General features: G+C 66.8%; 22 protein-coding genes. 13 read left to right on the forward strand and 9 right to left on the reverse strand.

The features are described 5' to 3' along the window. Positions 1 to 61 precede the first annotated feature (61 nt). The 9 genes from ACEN9H_RS06260 to ACEN9H_RS06300 all read left to right on the forward strand — a co-directional run bounded on the left by ACEN9H_RS06260 (position 62) and on the right by ACEN9H_RS06300 (position 7,202). A complete protein-coding gene (locus ACEN9H_RS06260; protein ID WP_413675559.1) occupies positions 62 to 859 on the forward strand; it encodes a GntR family transcriptional regulator in 798 nt (265 codons plus the stop codon). A gap of 140 nt (positions 860 to 999) precedes the next feature. Continuing rightward, positions 1,000 to 1,422 carry a succinate dehydrogenase, cytochrome b556 subunit gene (gene sdhC / locus ACEN9H_RS06265; RefSeq protein ID WP_413674132.1) on the forward strand — a complete coding sequence of 141 codons (423 nt, stop codon included), beginning with the start codon at positions 1,000 to 1,002 and terminating at the stop codon, positions 1,420 to 1,422. Positions 1,423 to 1,424: 2 nt separating this feature from the next. Next, positions 1,425 to 1,793, forward strand: a complete 369-nt coding sequence (sdhD, locus tag ACEN9H_RS06270; protein ID WP_056132064.1) for a succinate dehydrogenase, hydrophobic membrane anchor protein — start codon at positions 1,425 to 1,427, stop codon at positions 1,791 to 1,793. Positions 1,794 to 1,795: 2 nt separating this feature from the next. Further along, positions 1,796 to 3,574, forward strand: coding sequence for a succinate dehydrogenase flavoprotein subunit (gene sdhA, locus ACEN9H_RS06275; protein WP_413674133.1), 1,779 nt, complete (start codon positions 1,796 to 1,798; stop codon positions 3,572 to 3,574). 13 nt (positions 3,575 to 3,587) lie between these two features. Beyond that, positions 3,588 to 4,298: a succinate dehydrogenase iron-sulfur subunit gene (locus ACEN9H_RS06280; RefSeq protein ID WP_413342144.1), complete on the forward strand. Its 711-nt coding sequence runs from the start codon at positions 3,588 to 3,590 to the stop codon at positions 4,296 to 4,298. 90 nt (positions 4,299 to 4,388) lie between these two features. Then, positions 4,389 to 4,655: a succinate dehydrogenase assembly factor 2 gene (locus ACEN9H_RS06285; RefSeq protein ID WP_036240314.1), complete on the forward strand. Its 267-nt coding sequence runs from the start codon at positions 4,389 to 4,391 to the stop codon at positions 4,653 to 4,655. 63 nt (positions 4,656 to 4,718) lie between these two features. Beyond that, positions 4,719 to 6,020 carry a citrate synthase gene (gltA, locus tag ACEN9H_RS06290; RefSeq protein ID WP_056132071.1) on the forward strand — a complete coding sequence of 434 codons (1,302 nt, stop codon included), beginning with the start codon at positions 4,719 to 4,721 and terminating at the stop codon, positions 6,018 to 6,020. A gap of 91 nt (positions 6,021 to 6,111) precedes the next feature. Beyond that, positions 6,112 to 6,645: a dihydrofolate reductase family protein gene (locus ACEN9H_RS06295; RefSeq protein WP_413674134.1), complete on the forward strand. Its 534-nt coding sequence runs from the start codon at positions 6,112 to 6,114 to the stop codon at positions 6,643 to 6,645. Next, a complete protein-coding gene (locus ACEN9H_RS06300) occupies positions 6,642 to 7,202 on the forward strand; it encodes a TetR/AcrR family transcriptional regulator (RefSeq protein WP_413674135.1) in 561 nt (186 codons plus the stop codon). The genes ACEN9H_RS06295 and ACEN9H_RS06300 overlap by 4 nt, the downstream gene beginning before the upstream one ends. Here ACEN9H_RS06300 and ACEN9H_RS06305 read toward each other — a convergent pair. The 4 genes from ACEN9H_RS06305 to ACEN9H_RS06320 all read right to left on the reverse strand — a co-directional run bounded on the left by ACEN9H_RS06305 (position 7,189) and on the right by ACEN9H_RS06320 (position 11,240). Further along, positions 7,189 to 8,310, reverse strand: coding sequence for a glycosyltransferase family 4 protein (locus ACEN9H_RS06305; protein ID WP_413674136.1), 1,122 nt, complete (start codon positions 8,308 to 8,310; stop codon positions 7,189 to 7,191). The two genes, ACEN9H_RS06300 and ACEN9H_RS06305, sit on opposite strands and share 14 nt — an antisense overlap. Then, positions 8,307 to 10,517 (reverse strand): glycosyltransferase, encoded by a 2,211-nt coding sequence (locus ACEN9H_RS06310; protein ID WP_413674137.1) that lies wholly within the window; start codon positions 10,515 to 10,517, stop codon positions 8,307 to 8,309. Before ACEN9H_RS06310 ends, ACEN9H_RS06305 begins: the two co-directional genes overlap by 4 nt. Then, positions 10,514 to 10,828, reverse strand: a complete 315-nt coding sequence (locus tag ACEN9H_RS06315; protein ID WP_413674138.1) for a hypothetical protein — start codon at positions 10,826 to 10,828, stop codon at positions 10,514 to 10,516. The genes ACEN9H_RS06310 and ACEN9H_RS06315 overlap by 4 nt, the downstream gene beginning before the upstream one ends. 160 nt (positions 10,829 to 10,988) lie before the next feature. Beyond that, a complete protein-coding gene (locus tag ACEN9H_RS06320; RefSeq protein ID WP_056132087.1) occupies positions 10,989 to 11,240 on the reverse strand; it encodes a DUF3297 family protein in 252 nt (83 codons plus the stop codon). 130 nt (positions 11,241 to 11,370) lie between these two features. Between ACEN9H_RS06320 and ACEN9H_RS06325 the strand changes: the two genes are divergently transcribed. The 3 genes from ACEN9H_RS06325 to ACEN9H_RS06335 all read left to right on the forward strand — a co-directional run bounded on the left by ACEN9H_RS06325 (position 11,371) and on the right by ACEN9H_RS06335 (position 14,554). Further along, a complete protein-coding gene (locus ACEN9H_RS06325) occupies positions 11,371 to 11,853 on the forward strand; it encodes a nuclear transport factor 2 family protein (RefSeq protein WP_413674139.1) in 483 nt (160 codons plus the stop codon). A 140-nt stretch (positions 11,854 to 11,993) separates the two neighbouring features. Further along, positions 11,994 to 12,536: a heme NO-binding domain-containing protein gene (locus ACEN9H_RS06330; RefSeq protein ID WP_413674140.1), complete on the forward strand. Its 543-nt coding sequence runs from the start codon at positions 11,994 to 11,996 to the stop codon at positions 12,534 to 12,536. Beyond that, a complete protein-coding gene (locus ACEN9H_RS06335) occupies positions 12,533 to 14,554 on the forward strand; it encodes a putative bifunctional diguanylate cyclase/phosphodiesterase (protein WP_413674141.1) in 2,022 nt (673 codons plus the stop codon). The genes ACEN9H_RS06330 and ACEN9H_RS06335 overlap by 4 nt, the downstream gene beginning before the upstream one ends. Here ACEN9H_RS06335 and ACEN9H_RS06340 read toward each other — a convergent pair. Genes ACEN9H_RS06340 through ACEN9H_RS06355 form a run of 4 tightly spaced genes read right to left on the reverse strand, consistent with a single transcriptional unit; the run spans position 14,546 to position 20,414 of the window. Then, on the reverse strand, positions 14,546 to 15,238 hold the full coding sequence (locus ACEN9H_RS06340; RefSeq protein ID WP_413674142.1) for an SOS response-associated peptidase: 693 nt from the start codon (positions 15,236 to 15,238) through the stop codon (positions 14,546 to 14,548). The two genes, ACEN9H_RS06335 and ACEN9H_RS06340, sit on opposite strands and share 9 nt — an antisense overlap. 27 nt (positions 15,239 to 15,265) lie before the next feature. Then, positions 15,266 to 17,374, reverse strand: a complete 2,109-nt coding sequence (locus ACEN9H_RS06345) for a TonB-dependent receptor (RefSeq protein ID WP_413674143.1) — start codon at positions 17,372 to 17,374, stop codon at positions 15,266 to 15,268. Further along, positions 17,371 to 18,567, reverse strand: a complete 1,197-nt coding sequence (locus ACEN9H_RS06350; RefSeq protein WP_413674144.1) for an MFS transporter — start codon at positions 18,565 to 18,567, stop codon at positions 17,371 to 17,373. The genes ACEN9H_RS06345 and ACEN9H_RS06350 overlap by 4 nt, the downstream gene beginning before the upstream one ends. After that, the gene (locus ACEN9H_RS06355; RefSeq protein WP_413674145.1) at positions 18,564 to 20,414 is read right to left on the reverse strand and encodes an IucA/IucC family protein; all 1,851 of its coding nucleotides are present in this window, start codon (positions 20,412 to 20,414) and stop codon (positions 18,564 to 18,566) included. The genes ACEN9H_RS06350 and ACEN9H_RS06355 overlap by 4 nt, the downstream gene beginning before the upstream one ends. Before the next feature lie 120 nt (positions 20,415 to 20,534). On the opposite strand from ACEN9H_RS06355, the gene gluQRS reads away from it, so the two are divergent. Beyond that, positions 20,535 to 21,428 carry a tRNA glutamyl-Q(34) synthetase GluQRS gene (gene gluQRS / locus ACEN9H_RS06360; RefSeq protein WP_413674146.1) on the forward strand — a complete coding sequence of 298 codons (894 nt, stop codon included), beginning with the start codon at positions 20,535 to 20,537 and terminating at the stop codon, positions 21,426 to 21,428. Between the two features lie 25 nt (positions 21,429 to 21,453). Here the strand turns inward: gluQRS and ACEN9H_RS06365 are convergent, their stop codons facing one another. Further along, entirely contained in the window at positions 21,454 to 22,050 is a 597-nt protein-coding gene (locus tag ACEN9H_RS06365) for a CHRD domain-containing protein (RefSeq protein WP_413674147.1), read from the reverse strand. Positions 22,051 to 22,223 lie beyond the last annotated feature (173 nt).

The following is a 22,223-nucleotide window of genomic DNA, read 5'->3' on the forward strand; positions in this document are numbered from 1 at the left end:
CACATAATCCGAGGGTTTCTCCACTGGACGGACAATGGGATTTATGAAAAAATCGATGTCTATGAACCCAGCCCCGTCCAATCCGAACAGCAATGGCGCCACGACTACGAGCGCCGGCAGCGCTGTCGGCGGCGTGGCGCCTTCCCCCACATTCTCTCCACTTTACCAGCAGATCAAGGCGCTGATCACGCAGAGCCTGCAGTCCGGCGAATGGAAACCGGGCGAGCTGATCCCCAGCGAAGTCGAGCTGGCCGGCCGCTACAAGGTCAGCCAGGGCACCGTGCGCAAGGCCATCGACGAGCTCGCCGCCGAGCACCTCGTCGTGCGCCGCCAGGGTAAAGGGACGTTCGTCGCCACCCACAACGAGGCGCGCGCCCACTTCCGTTTCCTCAAGCTGATGCCCGACGAGGGCGTCCCCCAGCATCTCGATCACGACTACCTCGAGGTCAAGCGCATCCGTGCGCCGGCCGAGGTGGCGCGCCTGCTCGAGCTGAAATCGGGCGACGCGGTCGTCTATATCAAACGGCTGATGAGCGACGGCGGCGCGCCGACTATCCTGGAAGAGCTCTGGCTGCCGGGGCAATTGTTCAAAGGACTGACGGCGGAGCGCCTGGCGGAATACAAGGGACCGATGTATGGACTGTTCGAATCGGAATTCGGCACGCGCATGATCCGCGCGTCCGAAAAGATCCGGGCCGTGGCGGCCGACGGACCGACGGCGCAGGCGTTGAAAGTGCCGGAAGGAACGCCGCTGCTGTGCGCGGACCGGGTGTCGTTCACCTATGGAGACAAGGCGGTGGAGTTGCGGCGCGGGCTGTATCTGACCACGAAGCATCATTACCAAAACGAATTGTCGTGAATTGTTTTTGCGGCGGCTCTATGCTGCTGCATGAATCGCTTGCAGCGATTACAATGCCTTGATTTTGGGCAAGCGTCGAAGACCAAAATCGGCGTAGTCCGGGTGTCAATATAAATAAACGCTTTAAGGGAGGTGTTCCAATGTCCGAAGCCGTGAAGAACGCGCAAAAAAGAGGGCAGCCGATCCGTAATGTGAGCATTACGGACATCACGATGAACTACAAGCAGCCGCCGTCGGCCATCGTGTCGATCCTGCACCGTATCAGCGGCTTCGTGCTGTTCCTCTTCCTGCCGTTCCTGCTCTACCTGTTCGAGCAGAGCATCCGTTCCGAGATCTCGTTCGCGCACTTCGCCGGGATCGTCAGCCATCCGTTCACCAAGATCGTCATCCTGGGCCTGTCCTGGGGCTACCTGCACCACTTCTGCGCCGGTATCCGCCACCTGTTCATGGACAACCACATGGCCCTGGACAAGGACGCGGCGCAGCGCACCGCGCGCTACGTGCTGGTCGTCAGCCTGGTCCTGACCCTGCTGGTCGCCCTCAAACTGTACGGAGTGATTTAATCATGGCTACCCCCAAGAATATCGGACAGCGCCGCCTCGTCGTCGGCGCGCACTACGGCATGCGCGACTGGCTCGCCCAGCGCGTGACCGCCATCGTGATGGTCGTCTTCACCGTCATCCTGCTGGTCTCGTTCCTGACCGGGCAAAACTTCACCTACGAAGGCTGGGCCGGCCTGTTCGCCCGCCAGTGGTTCAAGCTCTTCACGATGGTCACGTTCTTCGGCCTGTTCTACCACGTGTGGGTGGGCATCCGTGACATCTGGATGGACTACGTCAAACCGGTCGGCATCCGCCTGACCCTGCAGATCGCCACGGTGCTCTGGCTGCTCGCCTGCGCCGCCTGGACTGTGCAAATTCTCTGGAGCGTGTAATCGTGGCAGCAATCAACACCAACATCCCCGTCCGCCATTTCGACGTCGTCATCGTCGGCGCCGGCGGTTCCGGCCTGCGCGCGGCGCTGCAACTGTCCGAAGCGGGCCTGAACGTGGCCGTGCTGTCGAAAGTGTTCCCGACCCGTTCGCACACGGTCGCAGCCCAGGGCGGCATCGGCGCATCCCTCGGCAACATGAGCGAAGACGACTGGTACTGGCACATGTTCGACACCGTCAAGGGTTCGGACTACCTGGGCGACCAGGACGCCATCGAATTCATGTGCCGCGAAGCCCCGAAGGTCGTGTACGAGCTCGAACACTTCGGCATGCCGTTCGACCGCAACCCGGACGGCACGATCTATCAACGTCCGTTCGGCGGCCACACCGCGAACTTCGGCGAGAAGCCGGTGCAGCGCGCCTGCGCCGCCGCCGACCGTACCGGCCACGCGCTCCTGCACACGCTGTATCAACGTAACGTCCGCTCGCGCACGCACTTCTTCGTCGAATGGCAGGCGCTTGACCTGGTCCGTAATGCCGACGGCGACGTCCTCGGCGTCGTCGCGCTGGAAATGGAAACGGGCGACGTCATGATGCTGCAGGCGAAAACGACCGTGTTCGCCACGGGCGGCGCGGGCCGTATCTTCGCCGCGTCGACCAACGCCTTCATCAACACCGGCGACGGCCTGGGCATGGCGGCACGTGCCGGCATCCCGCTGCAGGACATGGAGTTCTGGCAGTTCCACCCGACCGGCGTGGCCGGCGCGGGCGTGCTGATCACGGAAGGCGTGCGCGGCGAGGGCGGTATCCTCATCAACAGCAACGGCGAACGCTTCATGGAGCGCTACGCGCCGACGCTGAAAGACCTGGCGCCGCGCGACTTCGTGTCGCGCTCGATGGACCAGGAAATCAAGGAAGGCCGCGGCGTGGGCCCGAACAAGGACCACGTGCTGCTGGACCTGCGCCACATCGGCGCGGACACGATCCGCAAGCGCCTGCCGTCGATCCTGGAAATCGGCCACAAGTTCGCCAACGTCGACGCGACGAAGGAGCCGATCCCCGTCGTCCCGACCATCCACTACCAGATGGGCGGCATCCCGACCAACATCCACGGCCAGGTCGTCACGCCCGACGGCACCGGTGCGCAGAAGGTCGTCAATGGCCTGTACGCGATCGGCGAATGCTCGTGCGTGTCGGTGCACGGCGCGAACCGCCTGGGCACGAACTCGCTGCTGGACCTGGTGGTGTTCGGCCGCGCGGCCGGCAACCACATCGTCGCGCAGAACCTGAAGGAGCAGCGCAATCGCGCGCTGCCGAAGGATTTCGCCGACTACGCGCTGGGCCGTTTGAACCGCCTGGAAAACTCCACCGGCGGCGAGAAGGTGCAGGACGTGGCCAATGCGATCCGCGCGACGATGCAGAAGCACTGCGGCGTGTTCCGCACGCAGGCGCTGATGGACGAAGGCGTCAAGGAAATCATGGCCCTGGACGAGCGCCGCAAGCACGTCTCGTTCAAGGACAAGTCGAAGGTGTTCAACACGGCGCGCATCGAAGCGATCGAGCTGGACAACCTGATCGAAGTGGCCAAGGCGACCGTCGTGTCGGCCGCGGCGCGCAAGGAATCGCGCGGCGCCCACGCCCACAGCGACTACGAGCAGCGCGACGACGTGAACTGGATGAAGCACACCCTGTTCTACTCGGAAGGCAACCGCCTCGACTACAAACCGGTCGTGACCAAGCCGCTCACCGTCGACACGTTCAAACCGAAGCCCCGCACGTTCTAATTAGGTACCGATAATGGCACGCACAGTCCACCTGAAGATTTACCGCTACGATCCGGACAAGGATTCTAAGCCCTATATGCAAGACGTCACCGTCGAGCTGAAAGACACCGACAAGATGCTGCTGGATGCGCTGCAGCGCATCAAGGCCGACGTCGACGACTCGCTCGCCCTGCGCCGCTCGTGCCGCGAAGGCGTGTGCGGTTCGGACGCGATGAACATCAACGGCAAGAACGGCCTGGCCTGCACGACGAACCTGAACGAGTTGACGCAGCCGATCGTGCTGCGTCCGCTGCCGGGCCTGCCGGTCATCCGCGACCTGATCGTGGACATGACCAACTTCTTCAAGCAGTACCACTCGATCAAGCCGTACCTGATCAACGACTCGATCCCGCCGGAGAAAGAGCGTCTGCAGTCGCCGGAAGAGCGCGAAGAACTCGACGGCGTGTACGAGTGCATCCTGTGCGCGTGCTGCTCGACGTCGTGCCCGTCGTTCTGGTGGAATCCCGACAAGTTCGTCGGTCCGGCCGGTCTGCTGCAGGCGTACCGCTTCATCGCCGACTCGCGCGACGAAGCGACCAACGAGCGCCTGGACAACCTGGAAGACCCGTACCGCCTGTTCCGCTGCCACTCGATCATGAATTGCACGGACGTGTGCCCGAAGGGTTTGAACCCGAACAAGGCCATCGGCAAGATCAAGGAATTGCTGGTACGCCGCGCGATCTAAACCCGGCTCATCGAACCGAAACAGTAAAACTACCGTACTGCCGGCCTCCGGCAGCCGGAGTATAGTGTTGACCCAACAACGGACTCTAGTGTGAATACGCATCAATCCGACCCCGCCAACCGTGCCCGCCTGCGCTGGCGCGCCCGCCGCGGCCTGCTCGAGAACGACCTGATCCTCACGCGCTTCCTGGATGCGCATGAAGAAACCATGACGGACGAGGAAGTCGATGCGCTGACCCGTCTGCTGGACCTGGCGGATAACCCGCTGATGGACCTGCTGCTGGGGCGCGCCGAGCCCGAAGGCGAGGTCGACCTCCCGCACGTCCGCGCCCTGGTGGCGCGGCTGCGGCAAGCCTGAGCGAAACCGGAAGATTTCGTTTTATTTTGTCTTGTAGACTCACCTCCCAAAGAAGGAAGTGCCATGAACATCTCTGATACCAAAGCCACCCTGTCGTTTTCGGACGGCAGCCCATCGGTAGACATGCCGATCTACAAAGGCACGATCGGCCCGGACGTCATCGACATCCGCAAGCTGTACGGCCAGACCGGCAAGTTCACCTATGACCCTGGCTTCATGTCGACCGCCGCCTGCCAGTCGGCCATCACGTACATCGATGGCGACAAGGGCGAGCTGCTGTACCGCGGCTACCCGATCGAGCAGCTGGCCGTCAACTGCGACTTCCTGGAGACCTGCTACCTGCTGCTGAACGGCGAACTGCCGAACGCCGCAGAAAAGGAAAAATTCGTCGCCACCGTGACCAAGCACACGATGGTCCACGAGCAGATGCAATTCTTCTTCCGCGGCTTCCGCCGCGACGCGCACCCGATGTCGGTGCTGGTGGGTACCGTCGGCGCCCTGGCGTCGTTCTACCACGACTCGCTGGACATCAACGATGCCAAGCAGCGCGAGATCTCGGCCATCCGCCTGATCGCCAAGCTGCCGACCCTGGTCGCCATGGCCTACAAATACTCGATCGGCCAGCCGTTCGTGTACCCGCGCAACGACCTGTCGTACAGCGCGAACTTCATGCGCATGATGTTCGGTAACCCGTGCGAAGAGTACAAGGTCAACGACGTCCTCGTCCGCGCCCTGGACCGCATCCTGATCCTGCACGCCGACCACGAGCAGAACGCATCGACCTCGACCGTCCGTCTGGCCGGTTCGTCGGGCGCCAACCCGTTCGCGTGTATCGCAGCCGGTATCGCCTGCCTGTGGGGCCCGGCACACGGCGGCGCGAACGAAGCCGCACTGAACATGCTGAAGGAAATCGGCTCGGTCGAGAACATCCCGGCCTTCATCGAGAAGGTCAAGGACAAGAACTCGGGCGTGAAGCTGATGGGCTTCGGTCACCGCGTGTACAAGAACTTCGACCCGCGCGCCAAGCTGATGCGCGAAACCTGCCACGAAGTGCTGAACGAACTGGGCCTGCAGGACGACCCGCTGTTCAAGCTGGCGATGGAACTGGAAAAGATCGCCCTGAACGACGACTACTTCGTGTCGCGCAAGCTATACCCGAACGTCGACTTCTACTCGGGCATCGTGCAGTCGGCCCTGGGCATTCCGGTTTCGCTGTTCACCGGTATCTTCGCGATGGCCCGTACCATCGGCTGGATCGCCCAGTGGAACGAAATGATCGCCGACCCGGAACAGAAGATCGGCCGTCCGCGCCAGCTGTTCGTCGGTTCGACCGTTCGCGACGTGCCGACCATCGATAAGCGCTGATCCGCTTCGTCGTCGTCAAGAAAGCGAGCCTGCGGGCTCGCTTTTTTTGCGTCTTCGTATAAAATATACGGTGTATAAATAAGGAGACGCCATGAGCGGACACGTATTCATCGCCACCAGCCTGGACGGCTACATCGCGCGCCCCGACGGCGACATCGGCTGGCTGCTCGCCCGCGACGACCCGAACGAAGACCACGGCTACGACGCCTTCATCGCCGACAAGGATGCGATCGTGATGGGCCGCGGCAGCTACGAGAAGGTAGCGACGTTCGACCCCTGGCCGTACGACCGGCCGGTGCTCGTGCTGTCGCGCCGACTGGCCGGCACGCCGGTGCCCGACCGGCTGCGCGGCAAGGTGCGTTTCGCGGACCTGGCACCGCCCGAGGCCATGCGCGTCCTGGCGCAGGAGGGCGCACGCCGAGTCTACGTGGATGGCGGCCAGGTCGTGCAGGCCTTCCTGCGCGCGGGGCTGGTCGAGGACATGGTCATCACGACGGTGCCGGTGCTGATCGGCGCGGGCCGCAAGCTTTTCGGGGAATTGCCGGCCGACCGCGACCTGTCCCTCGTCGCCAGCCGCAGCTTCCCGTCGGGCCTCGTGCAATCCACGTACCGCGTGCTGCCATGACGCGCCCGCGCGGCCGGCCCGCGCGCGGGCAGGGCGTCACGCGCGACGCCATCCTGGACGCCGCGCTGGCCCTGCTCGACGAGGATGGCGACGCCGGCCTGACGATGCGCGCGCTGGCGGCCCGGCTGGGCGTGACGCCGATGAGCCTGTACCACCACGTGACCGACCGCGCCGGCCTGCTGCGGGCATTGTCGGACCGGTTGTACGGCGATGTGCTGCAGGATGCCGACGCGGCCGCCGGCCCCGTCGATGGGGTGAGAGTGCTGCTGACGCGCTATCACGACGCCGTCGTCGCGCACCCGCAGCTGACGCTCGCGATCTTTGCCGAGCCGGCGGCCTTCGCGGGGGCGAGCCGCGAGATCACGGACCGCCTGACCGCGCTGCTCGCGGCCGTCACGCCGGCGCACCTGCTGTGGCGCGACATCCTCGTCGACCACGCGCATGGCAGCGGGCTTGCGCTCATCGCCGCCCGCGCCGACGCGGCGCGCGTGGACGCGTTGCGGGAGGCGTACCGGCAGGCGCTGGACTGCCTGCTGGCGCCATTCAGTCGAGGTTGACCAGGGACCCGACCGCATCGATGAAGCGCTGCCGGATCAGCACGGGGCTGAACTGCTGGACGAAGCGCCACGCGTCCAGGGCATACTCGCCATAGCCCCCTGCGCCCGCCGACCGCCATCCGGGGGCGCGGACGTGCGCGATATCCGCGGCAAGTGCACGGGCAAGGGCATCGACATCGCCGGTCGGCACCAGGCTGGCATGGCCGCCGGTCACGGCCGGCGTGTTCGAATTGTCGCAGGCGATGACCTTGCAGCCGGCGGCCAGCGCTTCCACGATCGGGACGCAAAAGCCTTCGTGACGGGTCGGCAGGACGAACACGTCGGCATCGCGCAGGATCCGCTCCTTGGCGTCTTCCGGTGCGTCGCCGTGCAGACGCACGACGATGCGGCCGCCGGCATCGCGGGGCAGGTCGGCGGCGGCCGCGCGCATCATGTCGAGCAGTGCAGGGTCCGAAAACGCGATGTTGGCGACGACGTCCAGCGCCAGGCGGACGTCGGATCCCGTTTGCGCGAGTACCTGGCGGAGCGCCGCCAGCAGGTCCTGCGGGCCTTTCGACCCGACCAGTCGTCCGACGAAGGCGAGACGGACGATGCCGTCGCGCGCGCTGGGCTTGTCCGGCACCGGCGCCGGCGGACTGGCGACGGCGAGCGGCAGCACGGTGGCGGCTGTCCCGATGCGCGCGGCGCGCAGCACGCCGAGGTTGATCGCGCTGTCGCACAACACGTGGTCGGCGAACGCGATGTTGGCCATCTGCCGGAACGAGCGGTCGATCGTCTCGTGCTGCGCCGGCGCCACCAGGTGTTTCGGCGTGATGTTGTGAAAGGCGACCACGCGCCGCGCGCCGCGTGGCACGACGGGCAGCAGGTCGAACAGCGCGTAGTAGATGCCGAAATGGAAAAGGACCAGGTCGCTTTGCTGGAAATGCGCGTCGAACGCCACGTCCGACAACGCGCCCACCGCATGACACGCCACCCCGGGCTGGTCGCAGACGTGGGCATACAGGCGCACGTCGTGCCCCGCGGCGCGCAGCCAGTGGTACTGGTCGGCGATGGCGTTCGAGATCGCGTCGTGGCGGACGCAGACGCCGTGGATCAATGACACCTTCATGCCGCTTGCGGCGCGAAGCGTCCGCGGGCCAGGTCGTACAACGGCATGCTGGACTGCGCCATGCGCGCCGCGGTGAAATGCTGGACGAACCGCGCGCGGCCGGCCGCGCCCAGCGCCGCGCGCCGCGGCGCGGAAGCCGCGAGATCCAGGATCGCATCGGCCAGCGCCGCGCTGTCGCCGGGCGGCACGAGGATGCCGTTGAGGCCGTCGGCGACGACTTCCGGCATGCCGCCGGCGCGGCAGCCGATCACCGGTTTGCCTTCCCGCATGGCTTCGAGGAATACCAGGCCGAACGACTCGAAGCGGCTCGGCGCCACGAACACGTCGCAATCGCGGTAGGCGGCCCGCAGCGTCGCGTCGTCGACGCGGCCTTCGAACACGACCCGGTCCCCCCAGCGCCGCGGATGGCCCTCCGCGCGCCAGGCGTCCAGGTAGCTGGTGCGCTCTCCGGGCCGGGGAATCGTGTTGTCGCCCAGGATGCGGAAGCGGATGGACGGATGCGCGGCCAGCACCCGCGGCATCGCGGCGAGCAGCACGTCGATGCCCTTGCGCGCTTCGAGCCTGCCGACGAACAGCACGTCGATCCGTCCGCCGCGGGGTGCGGGCGGCGCGGCGGCCGCATCCGGCATCCCGAGCGGGACCGTCATCACGGCGGCGGGATCGAAGCGGAATCCGTACGCCTGTTCGATGTCGCGGCGGATGGCCTCACTGATCGCACGCACCGCATGCGAGCCGCGCATCAGCTCTTGTTCCAGCGCCAGCATCGGCGTGCCGAAATCCGCCATCCAGCGCGCGTCATTACGCAGGTCGGGATGTTCCTGCAGCCAGAAATACAGGGTGGTCTGCAGGCTCGTGACCAGTGGCCAGCCGCCATCGAGCAACAGCGCGGCACCCTCCGTGTCCCAGATGGGCGCTTCGACCACGTCGACGGGACGCAGGCCGGCGATGCGGCGCGTCTCCGCCAGCGCCGTCGCGCACCAGTCCCAGACGGGTTGCGGAATCGCGCGCGCGACCGCGCCCGGCGTGCGCGTGCGGCGCTGCACGGCCATGCGATGCATCCAGACCCCGTTCTCCAGGCTCACCTCGTTGGTGCCTTCCGTGATGACGTGCACCTGGTGCCCCGCCTGCGCCAGCGCTTCGGCCAGGTCGCGGTAGAAGACGGCGATGCCGCCGCGATGCCCGGGCGGATAGTCCCGCGACACCAGCACCACCGTGCGCGTGTCCCGATGCGCGCGCGCCGCGAACGGCAGGAAGTCGCCCGGCAGTGGCGACCATGTCGTCGGCGCGATGCCCGGGCGGGGGCTTTCCAGGCCGCGGCGCAGGCCCGTTTCGCCGGCGCGGACCGCCGCGGCATCGAAGTCGTCGAGCGCCGCCGGCGGCAGGCGGCCGGCGGCGACCAGGTGGACGACGTCGGCGCGCCGGGCGGCGACCCGCTCCGCATGCAGGCGCTCGATGTGCGCGAGCGGGACATACGGCAGGCCGTGCTTGATTGAAAAATACAGCGAATTCTTCAGGATCGGATACGACGCCACGGTGAGCTGCGCAGCGTCGCGTACCGCGTTCGGCGCGGCCTCGTGGTGCACATACGCATCCGGCAGCTGCCTGATCAGGAAGCCCGCATCGATCAGGCGGCAGCAGAGGTCGGTCTCGTCCAGGTAGTATTCGATCTCCTCGTCGAACCCGCCCACCTCGAGCAGCGCGGTGCGCCGGAACGATGCGTTGGTGCCCTGCAGATAGGGAAAGCGGAACGAACCCGGGAAGCACAGCGACGGGCTTGCGCCAGGTGCGCGCCAGTCGGTCTCGGCGAGCCTTGTCGCAGTCGCATACCGGTACTGGAACGTGTAGCCGCTGCGGTCGCATACGATGCCGCCGGCGCCGCCGACCTGCGGATCGGCATAGGCCGCCGCCAGGTGGGTCAGCCATTCCGGCTCGGGAATCGCGTCATCGTCGATGAACGCCACCACGTCGCCGCGCGCCATGCAGATACCGATGTTGCGCGACATCGACAGGTTGGCGACCGGGCAGGTTCCCGTGCGGATCCGCGATCCCCACTCAGCAAGCACTTGCGCGGTGTCGTCGGTGCATGGCCCCTGGACGACGATGACTTCGAACTGTCCCGCGTAACGAAGGTGCGCCAGGCTCGTCAGCACGCGCCTCAGCAGGGACGCGCGGTTCAGCGTATTGATGACGATGGAAAAGGACGTCATTGCCCGAGCTGCCGCTCCAGCCGTTCCAGCCGTTCCAGCCGCGTCCGCAACTCGGCCAGTTCCCGCGTCAGCCCGCGCAGCGTCACCGGAAGCGACTGGGCGAGGTTCTCGGGATCCTGCAGGACGGCCAGCGTGCGGGCGTTCAGGTCGGACATCGTGTGCAGCAGTGCCGGCAGCTGTTCGGTCGCGAAACGATGCTGCCGATCATTGTGTTCCGGCAGGCGGATCAACGCCACCAGTATGCGGACGAGGCGGCCCACGACGGGCCAGCCCGCCAGGGTGCGTACGATGCGTCGCAGTAATGCTTCCATGAAGTGACGTCATAGGAAATTGTTAACTGCGCAATATTAACGTAATCAATCGTCCATCATGCAGCGCTGGATCACGGTTCCTGACTGCGCGAACACAGCCATGAAAAAGGCCGCCGGATCGCTCCGGCGGCCTTCGCATGTCCACGTTATCGATGAATGATCAGACGGCGTAATACGCCTCGACCGTACCTTTCAGCTTGATCAGCATCGGACGGCCCTTGCGGTCCAGGGTCTTGCCGGCGGCGACCCTGATCCAGCCTTCGCTCAGGCAGTATTCCTCGACGTCCGTGCGTTCCTTGCCGTTGAAACGGATGCCGACCGGGTGCTTGAAGACTTCCGCGTTGTGGTGCGGGCTCTTCGGGTCGATGGACAGGCGGTCGGGCAGGGGTGGGAGTTGGGTAGTATCGTTCATGGCGGGAATTATCCACGATTCCGTGCGCATGCGCGAGCGCCGCGTGATCCGTCCCGGTGGACGCAGTTGCAACATTTCGCTATGCTCGGCCGAAGTTCGTTCGATCTGGCCACATGAGGACATCAAGACCATGAAATCGCTCATCCTCGCCTGCTGCCTGTTCGTGGCCGGCCTCGCCCACGCCGCCGGCGTCGACCCGGCCCTCGCGCAGCAGGTCGATGCGTTCGTCGACGGCTGGCACGACGATGCCGCGCACGCGCGCATGCGCTACTTCGACAAGATGGCGCCGGACGGCGTCTACATCGGCACGGACCGCACCGAACTATGGCAGCGCGACGCTTTCCGCGAGTGGGGCCGCAAATACTTCGAGGGCAAGCAGGCCGCGTGGGTCTTTCATCCCACGCGGCGCAATGTCTACGCGACGGCAGATGGATCGATGATCTGGTTCGACGAATTGCTCGACACGGAAAACATGGGCCATTGCATGGCCAGTGGCGTCATCCGCAGGACGCCGGCCGGATTCGAGATCGTGCATTACCAGCTGTCGCTCGCGGTGCCGAACGAGGCGGCGAAGAAGGTGATCGAGGTCGTCAAGGCGGCCGAATCCAGGTAATTCGACCTCTGCTTATTGTGGATAACCCGTAGAGAGGCGCTTCCGGCATTGATTTAGTTCGATGAGATTACTATTATCATTCAATACAACTAAACATTTTTGCAATACGTCGTAGCGTGGAGCAAGTAGTCGGGAGTGTAGTGAAAGGCATTGTCTTTAATTTGTTGGAAGAGGCCGTCAGCAGTACATACGGCGACGCCGCATGGGATCGGCTGCTCGATGCGGCAGGACTGGAAGGCGCCTATACATCGCTCGGCAGTTATGACGATGCCGAGATTGCGGCCCTGGTGCGTGCGGCAGCGGACGCCCTGGACATACCGGAAGACACCGTGTTGCGCTGGTTTGGCCGCAGGGCGATGCCGCTGCTGGCGCGGCGTTACCCGGTGATCTTCGACAGCCATGCGAACGTGCGCAGCTTCCTGCTGAGCCTGAACAGCATCATTCATCCCGAGGTCTGCAAGCTCTATCCCGGCGCACGGACGCCTGTCTTCGATTTCGATACGAGCGTCGCCGGCGTGCTGAAGATCGGCTACGACTCGCCTCGCCGCTTGTGTGCGCTTGCCGATGGGTTCATGCACGGCGCCGCCACGCATTTCGGCGAGCGGATCGAGCTCGAACAGCACGAATGCATGCACCGCGGCGATCGCCGCTGTGTGTTCCACGTACGTGTCGAGCCGGCATGATCGGGCTCGACAAGACGGACGCCGCAGCGGAGGTCGCCCGCCTCCAGCGGCGCGTGCGACGCGAAGCGGCCGCGCGCCATGAAGCCGAGGCGATCGCCGAGCGGGGCCTGCGTGATCTGTACCAGCGTCAGCAAGAAATTGCCTTGCTGGAGAGTATTGCGGTGGCCGCCAACGAGGCGGACGACGTCCATGCCGCGATGGGGCGCGCGCTCGAGGCAATGTGCCGTTATGCGAGTTCGCCCCTCGGCAACCTGTGGCTGGTGTCGGGCCCGCGAGGGCAGGAGCGGCTCAGCGCCACCGGCATCTGGTATGACGAGGCTGCGCGCAACGGGGACAGTCCGGTCCAGGAATTGCGTACGCGCACCGAGGCCGGCATGTTCGCGCCTGGCGTCGGGCTGCCAGGGCGGGTTGCGCTGAGCGGCAGGCCGGAATGGGTGGCCACCGATGGCACGGGCACGGTCGAGCTGCCGCGCCTGCCACTGATCGTCGGCGCGGGGTTTGCTTCGCTCGTCGCCTTTCCGGTGATGATCGCCAGCGAAGTGGTTGCGGTCGTCAAGTTTTTCAGCCGCAAGCGCGAGGCGCCGGACGAATCGCTGCTGCGCCTGATGGCCCAGGTCGGCACGCAGCTCGGCCGCGTGTTCGAGCGTTGCCGCGCGCGGGACAAGCTGATGCACAATGCGCTGCACGATCCCCTGACCCAGCTGGGCAACCGCAGGCTGTTCCTGGAACGTCTCGAACACCTGCTGCAGCGCACGCGGCGCAAGCCGGGCGGCCATTTCGCCGTGCTGTTCGTGGACCTGGACCGTTTCAAGTCGATCAACGACGGGCTGGGACACCAGTCGGGCGACCAGTTGATCATCGCAGCGGCGCGGCGGCTGTCGGCCTGCCTGCGCCAGAGCGACCTGGTGGCGCGCGATCCCGCGTTCGCGCACGAGCACCTGGTCGCGCGTCTCGGCGGCGATGAATTCGTGATCCTGCTCGACCAGGTCGGCAGCGCCGAACATGCGATCCTGGTCGCCGAGCGCATCATGGGCGTGCTGGCCGAACCCTTCGACGTGGCCGATCAGCGCGTGTTCGTGACCGCCAGCGTGGGCATCACCCTGAGCGCGACCGGCTACGCCAACGTCGAGGACATCGTGCGCGATGCCGACATCGCGATGTACCACGCCAAACGCACCGGGCGCGCGCGCTGGATGATGTTCGACCAGGCCATGCAGCGGGCTGCCGTGAGCCGCCTGCAGATGGAAGCCGATCTGCGCTACGCGATGGACCGCCGCGAGTTCTTCCTCGAGTACCAGCCGATCGTCGCGCCGCGCGACGGCCGGGTGCGCGGTTTCGAAGCCCTGCTGCGGTGGCGCCATCCGGTACATGGCCTCGTGCCGCCGGCCCGGTTCATCCCGATCGTCGAAGAAACCGGCCTGATCGAGCCGATCGGCGCATGGGTGCTGGGCGAGGCGTGCCGCCAGCTGCGCGACTGGCAGCAGGCCTTCGACCTGCACCTGACGATGAGCGTGAACGTGTCGGCGGTCCAGTTCACGGACGAGGGCCTCGTCGGCGTGGTGACGGATGTGCTGGCCGCGACGGGCATCGCGCCCGCCACGCTCAAGCTCGAGCTGACCGAAACCGCCGTGATGGCGGACGCCGAAGGCGCACTGGCCGCGTTCGCGCAATTGAAGGCGCTCGGCGTGCGGGTCAGCCTGGACGATTTCGGCACCGGTTACTCGTCGCTCAGCTACCTGCGCCGCCTGCCAATCGACACGCTGAAGATCGACCGCTCGTTCGTCAGCAAGCTCGATCGCCACGACGACAAGCGCCAGATCGTCGAAGTGGTCCTGACGCTGGCCCGCGCGCTCGGCATGGATGTGGTGGCGGAAGGCGTGGAGACCGAAGCCGAGCTGGCGCTGTTGCGCGAGATGGGCAGTGACCTCGTGCAGGGCTATTATTACTACCGCCCTCTTGCAACGGCGTCCGCCACGCGCGTACTGGCCGGGCAGTTCGGATCGGTCCGATCAGAATAATTCCAGGTTCTGCGGTCCCGGCGGCGGCGTCTTTTTCACGGGCGTCTTCGGGGCAGCCCAGGCCTTCATTTCTTCGGCCGGATAGGGGCGCAGGAAGCTGCGCGCCAGCTCCGGATCGCGGCAGTGCAGCCACGCGTCGACGTCGTCCGGCGGCAGCACGACGAGCGCGCGTTTTTCGTCGTCGGGCTTGTGGAAGCGCCGCATCAGCGGGTGGTCGTCCGCGTTGATCGTGATCTGCGTGAACGATGCCGCGATCGTCCCGTCGGCCTCGGACCATTCGCGCCACAGGCCCGCCACGAAGAACATGCCGTCGTCCCGCATGCCGATGCCGAAGCGTTCGGCGCGGCCGCTTTCGTAGTTGGGCTCATAAAAACAGGTCATCGGCACGGCGCACAACTGGGTGCGGCGCCAGGCCGGGGCGAACGAGCGCTTTTCGCCCAGCGATTCGGCGCGCGCGTTCATCGTGTCGAACGGTTTGACACCGGCCGGGATGTGGCGGCGCGGGACCATGCCGTAGCTCGCGAGCTGCAGCACGCGTTCGCCGTCCGGCCCCGCGCGCACGATCGGGGCCGTGTAATCCTTCCACGTTTCGCTGGGCCAGTCCCAGTCTCGGTACAGGTCGACGAGGGTGCCGAGCACCATGTCGAGTTGTTCGGGCAGCGGGGGGCGGTAGTTGACGCACATGGCGCTAGTTTGACATAAAAACGCCTCTTAAAAGCGGTAACGCGCGCTGACCAGCACCGTGCGCGGCTCGCCCGGCAGGTTGTAGTCGTTGGCGCCGCTGTGCGCGGACACGAAGTACGTGCGGTTGAGCAGGTTCCGCACCGTGACCGTGACGTCGACCTTGCCGCTGTCGTAGCCCGCGCCGAGCTGCAGCACGCCGTAGCCCGGCAAGGTCGTCAGGTCGTCCGGCGACGCATAGCGGCCCGATTCCGCGCGGCCGCCGGCGGCGACCCAGAAGTGGCCGTCGAGGCGGTGCTTGATCCATGCGTTGAACGTGTGGCGCGGCGTGAGCGCGGCCGTGTTGCCCTCGAACGGCTTGCCGGCGGACGTCAATTCCGTCGAGTCCTCGATGGTGCCGCGCATGTTCGCATAGCCGGCGATCGCATCCCAGCCCGGCGCGATCTCGCCCATGAAGCTCAGTTCCAGGCCGCGCGTGCGCTGGCGGCCGATGGGCAGCGAGAAGTTCGTGTTGGCCGGATCGGCGACCTGGATGTTCGATTGGGTCATGTCGAACAGCGCGGCCGTCAGGCTCGAACGGGCCGTCAGGTCGAGCTTCACGCCCACTTCCTTGTTGACCGTCTGCGTGGGCTTCAGCGTGTCGCTGTTGGCGCGGAACGTGAACGAATCCGCGATGGGCTGGAAGGAGCGGTTCCACGATGCGTAGACGGCCACACGGCTCGTGGGCTGGTACACGGCGCCCAGCCGCGGCGACCACGTGTCGTCCGTGCGCTGCAGGTCGATGTTCTTCGCCGTGCGGTCGTCGCGGTCCTGCTTCAGGTGGTCGTAGCGCACGCCGGCCAGGACTTTCCATTCCGGCGTCAGCGCCACGAGGTCTTGCAGGTACAGGCCCGCGATGTCGACGCGGTTCCGGTTGTCCGCGCTGGCCGCGACGCTGTCCGGCAGCACTGGCAGGTCGACGAGGACCGGATGGAACAGGTTGTACGTCGCCACGTTGTTGCGCGAGCGGAGCACCTCGCTCTTGTTCTGTCGGCCGAGTTCCACGCCGTACAGCAGCTTGTGGTTCGTCGTGCCCCAGTCGACGGTCTGGGACAGCTCGTTCTGCAGGTAGCGGCCGTCCTCGTCGCGCAGACGGTGGCTCTGGCCGATGGCGACGGTCGGGGCGGCGCCATCCTTGATGGTGCCGATCGACGTGTAGTTGCGGTCGAGTGCGTAGTCGTACGCGCGCAGCACGGTGTGCAGTTTCAGGTCCGGCGTGAACGCGTGGTCGAGCGTCGCGGTGGCGCTTTTCACGTCGCTCTGCACGAATGCGCGCGCGGTGGCGTTGGCGGCGCCGAAATAGGTCTCGACCGGCACGTCGACGGGCCGGCCGTGGTAGCTGGGCACGCCCTGGTCGGCCAGGCGCTTGTCGTGCAGGTAGTCCGCTTGCAGGGTCAGCGTCGTGGCGGGCGACAGCTTGAACGTGGCCGACGGCGCGAGCGCCTGGCGGCGCAGGAAGTAGCGGTCGCGGAAGCCGGTCGAGTCCTCGACGGCGCCCGTCAGGCGGAACAGCGCGTCCTTGTCGTCGTTGGCCGCGCCGACGTCGAACTCGCCGCGGCGCTGGCCGTGCGAGCCGAGCGTGACGCCCGCCTCCAGCAGCGGATCCGCGAGCGGCTTCTTCGTCACGCGGTTGACGAGACCACCGGCCGAGCCGCGGCCGTACAGCACCGACGCCGGTCCCTTGAGCACTTCGACGCGCTCGATGTTGGAGAGGTCGCGGAAGTACAGCGCGTCGTCGCGCACGCCGTCCACGAACTGGTCGCTGATGGCGGAGAAGCCGCGGATCGTCACCTGGTCGCGCTGGCCGTCGCCGACGGAGAACGACAGGCCCGGCACGTTCTGCAGCGCGTCCTGCAGCGACAGCGCGTTCTGGTCGTGCAGCACGACGGCCGGCACCACGTTGACGGTCTGCGGAATGTCGCGCAGCGGCACGTTGATCTTGGTGGCCGTGTTGGTCTCGGTGACTTCGTACGAGCCGGCGTCGATCTTCCGGTCGCGGATGACGACTTCCGGCATCGCGGGTTCTTCGGCACGGACCGGTGTCCACACGCTGCAGGCAAGGGCGACGAGGCAGGGGAGGGGGCGCAGTACTTGTTTCATGATGTTCCTGTTGTTGTTTGAAGGTGTTGGAAATCGGACGAGCGAGTCCGGATCGCGCGCATGCCGACGGCGGCGACGGCGTACAGCAGCGCGACGGTCCAGAACATGGCGGCCAGCGGCACCCACGCGAGCGCGAGGCCGCCCGCGCCGGCGCCGACGAGCGCGCCGGCCTTGGCGGCGCCGTTGCCGGCGCCGAGCACGCGGCCCTGTTCGTCGTCCGCCGCTGCGCGCGAGAGCAGGCCATAAAAGACGGGCAGCAGCGCCGCGAGGCACACGCCCCACAGCACGCGCGCCAGCACGAACAGGGCGGTGTTCGTGACCAGGGCCTGCACCGCGACGATGGCGGCGCACGCCCAGAGAATCCATTCGACCTGCGCGAGCACGCGTGCATGCGCCAGGTGCGCGAAGCGCCGGGCCCAGTACGGCGCGGCCACGCACAGGCCCAGGGCAGTGCCCGCATAGCACAGGCCCGTCACGCGGTTCGATACGTGCAGGACTTCGTCGGCATACAGGCCGAAGAACGTCTGCGGCATCATCTTCCCGGCTTGCACCAGCACGATGCCGAGCAGCAGACCATACAGCCCGTCCGGCAGCGCCGCCTTCCGCTCACGCACGCCGGGGGAGCGCGTGGCCGGCGGCGCGACGGCCGGCAGGACGAAGAAGGCCAGCGCCGCGCACAGCAGGCACGCGGCGCCCGCCCACATGTTCACGCTGGCGAAACCCTGGGCATCGAACAGCCAGCCGCCAATCACCGGACCTGTCACGGAGCCGATGGCCGTCGCGGCCTGCAGCTGCGCCATCAACGCGCCGCGAGCCGCGCGCGTCACGAGCCGCGCGCCGTAGGCCTGCGCCGCCGCGATGTAGCCGGCCAGGGCGCCCTGCAGCAGGCGCACGGACAGGATGACGGCGACGTTGTCCGTCGCCGCGATCCACCATTGCGTGGCCGCCAGCGCGAGCAGCGCGCGCAGCAGCATCGGCTTGTGGCCGACCTTGTCGCCGAGGCGCCCCCACCACGGTGTCGTGCACATCGCCATGGCCAGCGGGCCCGCATAGGCGATGGCGCTGACCCACGCCAGCGCATGCGGCGTCAGGTCGCCCACGCGGCGCAGGTGCAGGGGCCAGAACGGGCCGCTCATCTCCATGGCGCCCATCGCCACGAGCTGCAGCGCGAACAGCCAGCGCGTGGTGGTCATGCGAGCGGATTGGGCATGGTGCCGTGCACGTCGTCCTGCGTGTCGGACAGGCGCATGCGCAGGAACGCTTTCGCCGGCCAGTCGTGCTCCAGCAGCGCCGCGCGTTCGGCGTGCCAGCGGGCCGCGTCGACGCGGCCGCGCAAGGCCGTGAAGACGGCGTCGATCTCGCGCCGCAGGACGTCCCAGAACGGCTGCTCGGGATGGCCGTACGCGCGCGCCAGCAGTAGCGCCAGTTCGGACAGGTGGCATAGCAGCACGGCGTGCAGCAGCTTGTCGCGCACGGGCTCGTCATCTTCGTACACGGTGGCGCCGGCGCGGTAGGCGTCGATCGCGCGGCCCGCGCCGCGCAGGGTGGGACCGTGGATGCGCAGGTCGCCGAAGTCGCGCGCGAGCAGCTGCACGGGCGCGTGGTCCGCGTCGAGCATGATGAAGCTGTTCTGCTGGTGCGCCTCGAACGCGATGCCGTACACGAGGTAGGCGGACAGCAGCGCCGTCAGCACGGTCCGCGCGTGGCGCTCGAAGTACGCGACGGCGCCCGCGGCGTGGTCGCCGTACGCGAGCGCGACGGCCTCCGTGACGAGCGGCCGGCCGCTGAACGGCGATTCCGCGAACAGCGCGCCGACGGGGACCGGAAAGCGCGCGCCGTCCGCCTTCGCCATCGGATTGGCGCGGTACAGGATCGCCAGGTGGCGCGCGCGATCGTCGTTACCGTCCGGGTCGAGGTAGTGGAGGCCCACGTCCTCGCGCACGATGTCGAGCGTGCCGCCGAAACCCGCTTCGGCGTCGAGGATCGTCGCGAGCAGGCGCGTGATGCGCGGTCCCATCACGGCGGACTTCGGCGACACGGTCCGCTGCACGCTGGTCAGGCGCAGCGACACCGGCAGCTTCAGGTGTGGCAGGGTCGGCGAGCCGGCCGGGACGACGGTGCGGAACGACATGGTCGGGGTCGCGTCGAGCGCCACGTCGTCCGGCAGCAGCAGGTCGCCGCGCGCGATCTCGGCCGCGAATTTTTCCGGGATCACCCGGCTGGCCTGGAAGGGATGCAGGGGCAGCGGGAGCCAGTCGGACGGCGACCTGCCCAGCGCCGCCAGGGCGACCTTCCAGCGCAGCAGCGGCTGCGGGAAGTGCCGGCCGAACCACGCGAGGTAATCGCCGTCGCCGGTGGAGAAGGTCACGTGCGCCTTGTCCGCGCGGATCGCGGCCAGCGGCACGGCCAGCGTCGGCTGGAATTCCGGCGACAGGGCCGTGACCTCGTCCGCGGACAATCCCAGCTTCGTCTTGAACGTGGGATGCCACGGGTGGCCCAGCGTGCCCCATTGCTCCAGCAGCAGGGCGGGATTCGCGTGGTTCGACTTGCGCAGTGCGGCGATGAAATGGATGTCGGCCGCGCCCAGTCCGGCGCGCAGCGCCCGCGCCCAGCCGCGCCGGTAGCCGAGGCACAGCACGTCGTTGGCGAGGCTGTTGTCGAGTTCGTGGATGAGCCTTTGCAGGTCCGCGCCGTCGCCCGGCAGGGAGGGCGCCACGCAGGCCAGCAGCGCCGCTGCGTGCGCGACCGGCTGCGGCCGTTCCCCGGTCGCGTAGTACGACACGCCGCCGGCCAGCCGGCAATCGCCGATGCGGCCGAGGCTCAGGCCTTCGAAGCGCAGCATGCCTTGTTGCGCCCACAGCGGCAGCCACGATACCGCGCCCTCCGTGATCAACTGATCCCCGTTCAGGAGGCGTTCGCGGAACAGGGCCTGCAATGTGCGCTGCAGGCTGCGCCGGCGGGCGTCGGACGATGCCAGCTCGGCGGCAACGGCGTCCAGGGAGTGATCGACGGGGTCGAGCAGTTTCGGTATCGCGTTCATCGGCTTGCCTTCTCAATAACGACGGGAACGCAGCATAACGTAAACGCGAATCATTCTCAATACGATTCTCAATATTGCCCGATATGGATCAAGGCAGGGGCGTATGTTAAGGTTGCGCCGATGAACTCCCGATCCAACGGCGGCTACGTCGGCCGCTTCGCTCCATCGCCCACGGGCCCGCTGCACGCGGGGTCGCTGGTCGCCGCGCTGGCCAGTTACCTGGATGCGCGCGCCCACCACGGTACCTGGCTGGTCCGCATCGAAGACATCGACGAGGGCCGCAGCGTGCCTGGCGCCGCCGGCGAGATCCTCGACCTGCTGCACCGGCTGGGCATGGAGTCCGACTGCGAGGTCGTGTGGCAGAGCCGCCGCAAGCACTTGTACGAGGCGGCGTACGACCGCCTCGCCGGCCACGTCTACCCGTGCGGCTGCAACCGCCGCGAGATCGCCGATTCGCGCCTGGGCTTCGCGCCCGACGGCGCCGCCATCTACCCGGGCACATGCCGCCATGGCCTCGCGCCGGGCCGCAGCCCGCGCAGCCTGCGCCTGCGCGTGCCGGAGGCGGGCGAGGACGTCATCACATTCCAGGACCGCGTGGCCGGCGTCGTCACGCAGCAGCTGGCCAGCGAGTCGGGCGACTTCGTATTGAAACGCGCGGATGGCTACTGGGCGTACCAGCTGGCCGTCGTCGTGGACGATGCGGAGCAGGGCGTGACGGACGTCGTGCGCGGCGCCGACCTGCTCGATTCCACGCCGCGCCAGATCTTCCTGCAGCGGCTGTTGAACGTGCCGACGCCGCGCTACCTGCACGTGCCGGTGGTGCGCAATGCGAATGGCGAAAAACTGTCGAAGCAGACGGGGGCGCTGGCCGTGCGGCCCGGGGACGAGGAAGCTGCAGTGGCCGCATTGCGGCAATCGGCGGGGTTTCTCGGGCTGGAAGTGGGCGAGCCAGGGTCGCTGGAAGCATTCTGGCGGGTCGCGGTGCCCGCGTGGGCTGCGTTGCATGTAAGTTGATGCCTCCCCGCATCAACCATCGATCTCACACCATCGGCCGCCTCCGGCTCATCCACATCAACCCGGCGAGACCCACGGCCAGCATCGACCACTCGGCCGTCTCCGGCACGGGTGGTGCGGCCACCAGCCAGCCGCGGATTTCCCCGTTCGGATAGAGACTCGTGTGGATGTTGACGTAGGCCTCGTTGGCATTGATGGCGTCGATGAGGGCCGTTTCGGCACTCGACGCCGTGCCGCCGTGCGTGCTCACGAAGGCGGGATCGTAGGACATCGCGTCATCCAGCGCGACGGCGTTGGTGTAGGTGCCCGCGCGGACGCCTGGCGGGAAGTCTTGGAACGGTATCGCCACCGGCGCCACGCCCGTGAAGGCCGAGCTCGTGCAGCAATGGATGTGGGCATCGGTGGTGGTGCCGTCCAGGTCGCGGAACGGCATGTCGACGAACATTTCCTTCCCGCCCAGGTCGATCGTCACGAGGCTGGTGCCGGGCGAGGGGTTGGGCGGGCTTTCCAGCGCCCCGCTGGCGACGGCCCGGTAGCTCGGGTCGGCCGGCGCGGCAGCGGCGGGCACGGCGATGGCGGTCGACGCCGCCGCCAGTGCAAGGACTGACAGAACACGTTTCATGAGTACCTCCTTTGAACAAAAGTCCTGCGCGCACCCCGTCCTGGGGTGCTGACTAAAAACTTAGCACCGAAGACATGGGCGGTCTCACACCATACGGCTGAGATAGTGCCCGTAGGCGACTGAGATTTGGAAAGCTTGGCATAATCGACAACTGATCCTAATTGATTCCATTC

The sequence above is a fragment of the Massilia cellulosiltytica genome (assembly GCF_047325105.1).
Lineage (GTDB): Bacteria > Pseudomonadota > Gammaproteobacteria > Burkholderiales > Burkholderiaceae_D > Telluria > Telluria orientalis.

Bases quoted from the DNA above. Each gene is read 5' to 3' on its own strand.
- ACEN9H_RS06260 (WP_413675559.1), top strand. From the start codon at position 62: ATGAACCCAGCCCCGTCCAATCCGAACAGCAATGGCGCCACGACTACG.
- sdhC (WP_413674132.1), top strand. From the start codon at position 1,000: ATGTCCGAAGCCGTGAAGAACGCGCAAAAAAGAGGGCAGCCGATCCGT.
- sdhD (WP_056132064.1), top strand. From the start codon at position 1,425: ATGGCTACCCCCAAGAATATCGGACAGCGCCGCCTCGTCGTCGGCGCG.
- ACEN9H_RS06280 (WP_413342144.1), top strand. From the start codon at position 3,588: ATGGCACGCACAGTCCACCTGAAGATTTACCGCTACGATCCGGACAAG.
- gltA (WP_056132071.1), top strand. From the start codon at position 4,719: ATGAACATCTCTGATACCAAAGCCACCCTGTCGTTTTCGGACGGCAGC.
- ACEN9H_RS06295 (WP_413674134.1), top strand. From the start codon at position 6,112: ATGAGCGGACACGTATTCATCGCCACCAGCCTGGACGGCTACATCGCG.
- ACEN9H_RS06300 (WP_413674135.1), top strand. From the start codon at position 6,642: ATGACGCGCCCGCGCGGCCGGCCCGCGCGCGGGCAGGGCGTCACGCGC.
- ACEN9H_RS06305 (WP_413674136.1), bottom strand. From the start codon at position 8,310: ATGAAGGTGTCATTGATCCACGGCGTCTGCGTCCGCCACGACGCGATC.
- ACEN9H_RS06310 (WP_413674137.1), bottom strand. From the start codon at position 10,517: ATGACGTCCTTTTCCATCGTCATCAATACGCTGAACCGCGCGTCCCTG.
- ACEN9H_RS06315 (WP_413674138.1), bottom strand. From the start codon at position 10,828: ATGGAAGCATTACTGCGACGCATCGTACGCACCCTGGCGGGCTGGCCC.
- ACEN9H_RS06320 (WP_056132087.1), bottom strand. From the start codon at position 11,240: ATGAACGATACTACCCAACTCCCACCCCTGCCCGACCGCCTGTCCATC.
- ACEN9H_RS06325 (WP_413674139.1), top strand. From the start codon at position 11,371: ATGAAATCGCTCATCCTCGCCTGCTGCCTGTTCGTGGCCGGCCTCGCC.
- ACEN9H_RS06335 (WP_413674141.1), top strand. From the start codon at position 12,533: ATGATCGGGCTCGACAAGACGGACGCCGCAGCGGAGGTCGCCCGCCTC.
- ACEN9H_RS06340 (WP_413674142.1), bottom strand. From the start codon at position 15,238: ATGTGCGTCAACTACCGCCCCCCGCTGCCCGAACAACTCGACATGGTG.
- ACEN9H_RS06345 (WP_413674143.1), bottom strand. From the start codon at position 17,374: ATGAAACAAGTACTGCGCCCCCTCCCCTGCCTCGTCGCCCTTGCCTGC.
- ACEN9H_RS06350 (WP_413674144.1), bottom strand. From the start codon at position 18,567: ATGACCACCACGCGCTGGCTGTTCGCGCTGCAGCTCGTGGCGATGGGC.
- ACEN9H_RS06355 (WP_413674145.1), bottom strand. From the start codon at position 20,414: ATGAACGCGATACCGAAACTGCTCGACCCCGTCGATCACTCCCTGGAC.
- gluQRS (WP_413674146.1), top strand. From the start codon at position 20,535: ATGAACTCCCGATCCAACGGCGGCTACGTCGGCCGCTTCGCTCCATCG.
- ACEN9H_RS06365 (WP_413674147.1), bottom strand. From the start codon at position 22,050: ATGAAACGTGTTCTGTCAGTCCTTGCACTGGCGGCGGCGTCGACCGCC.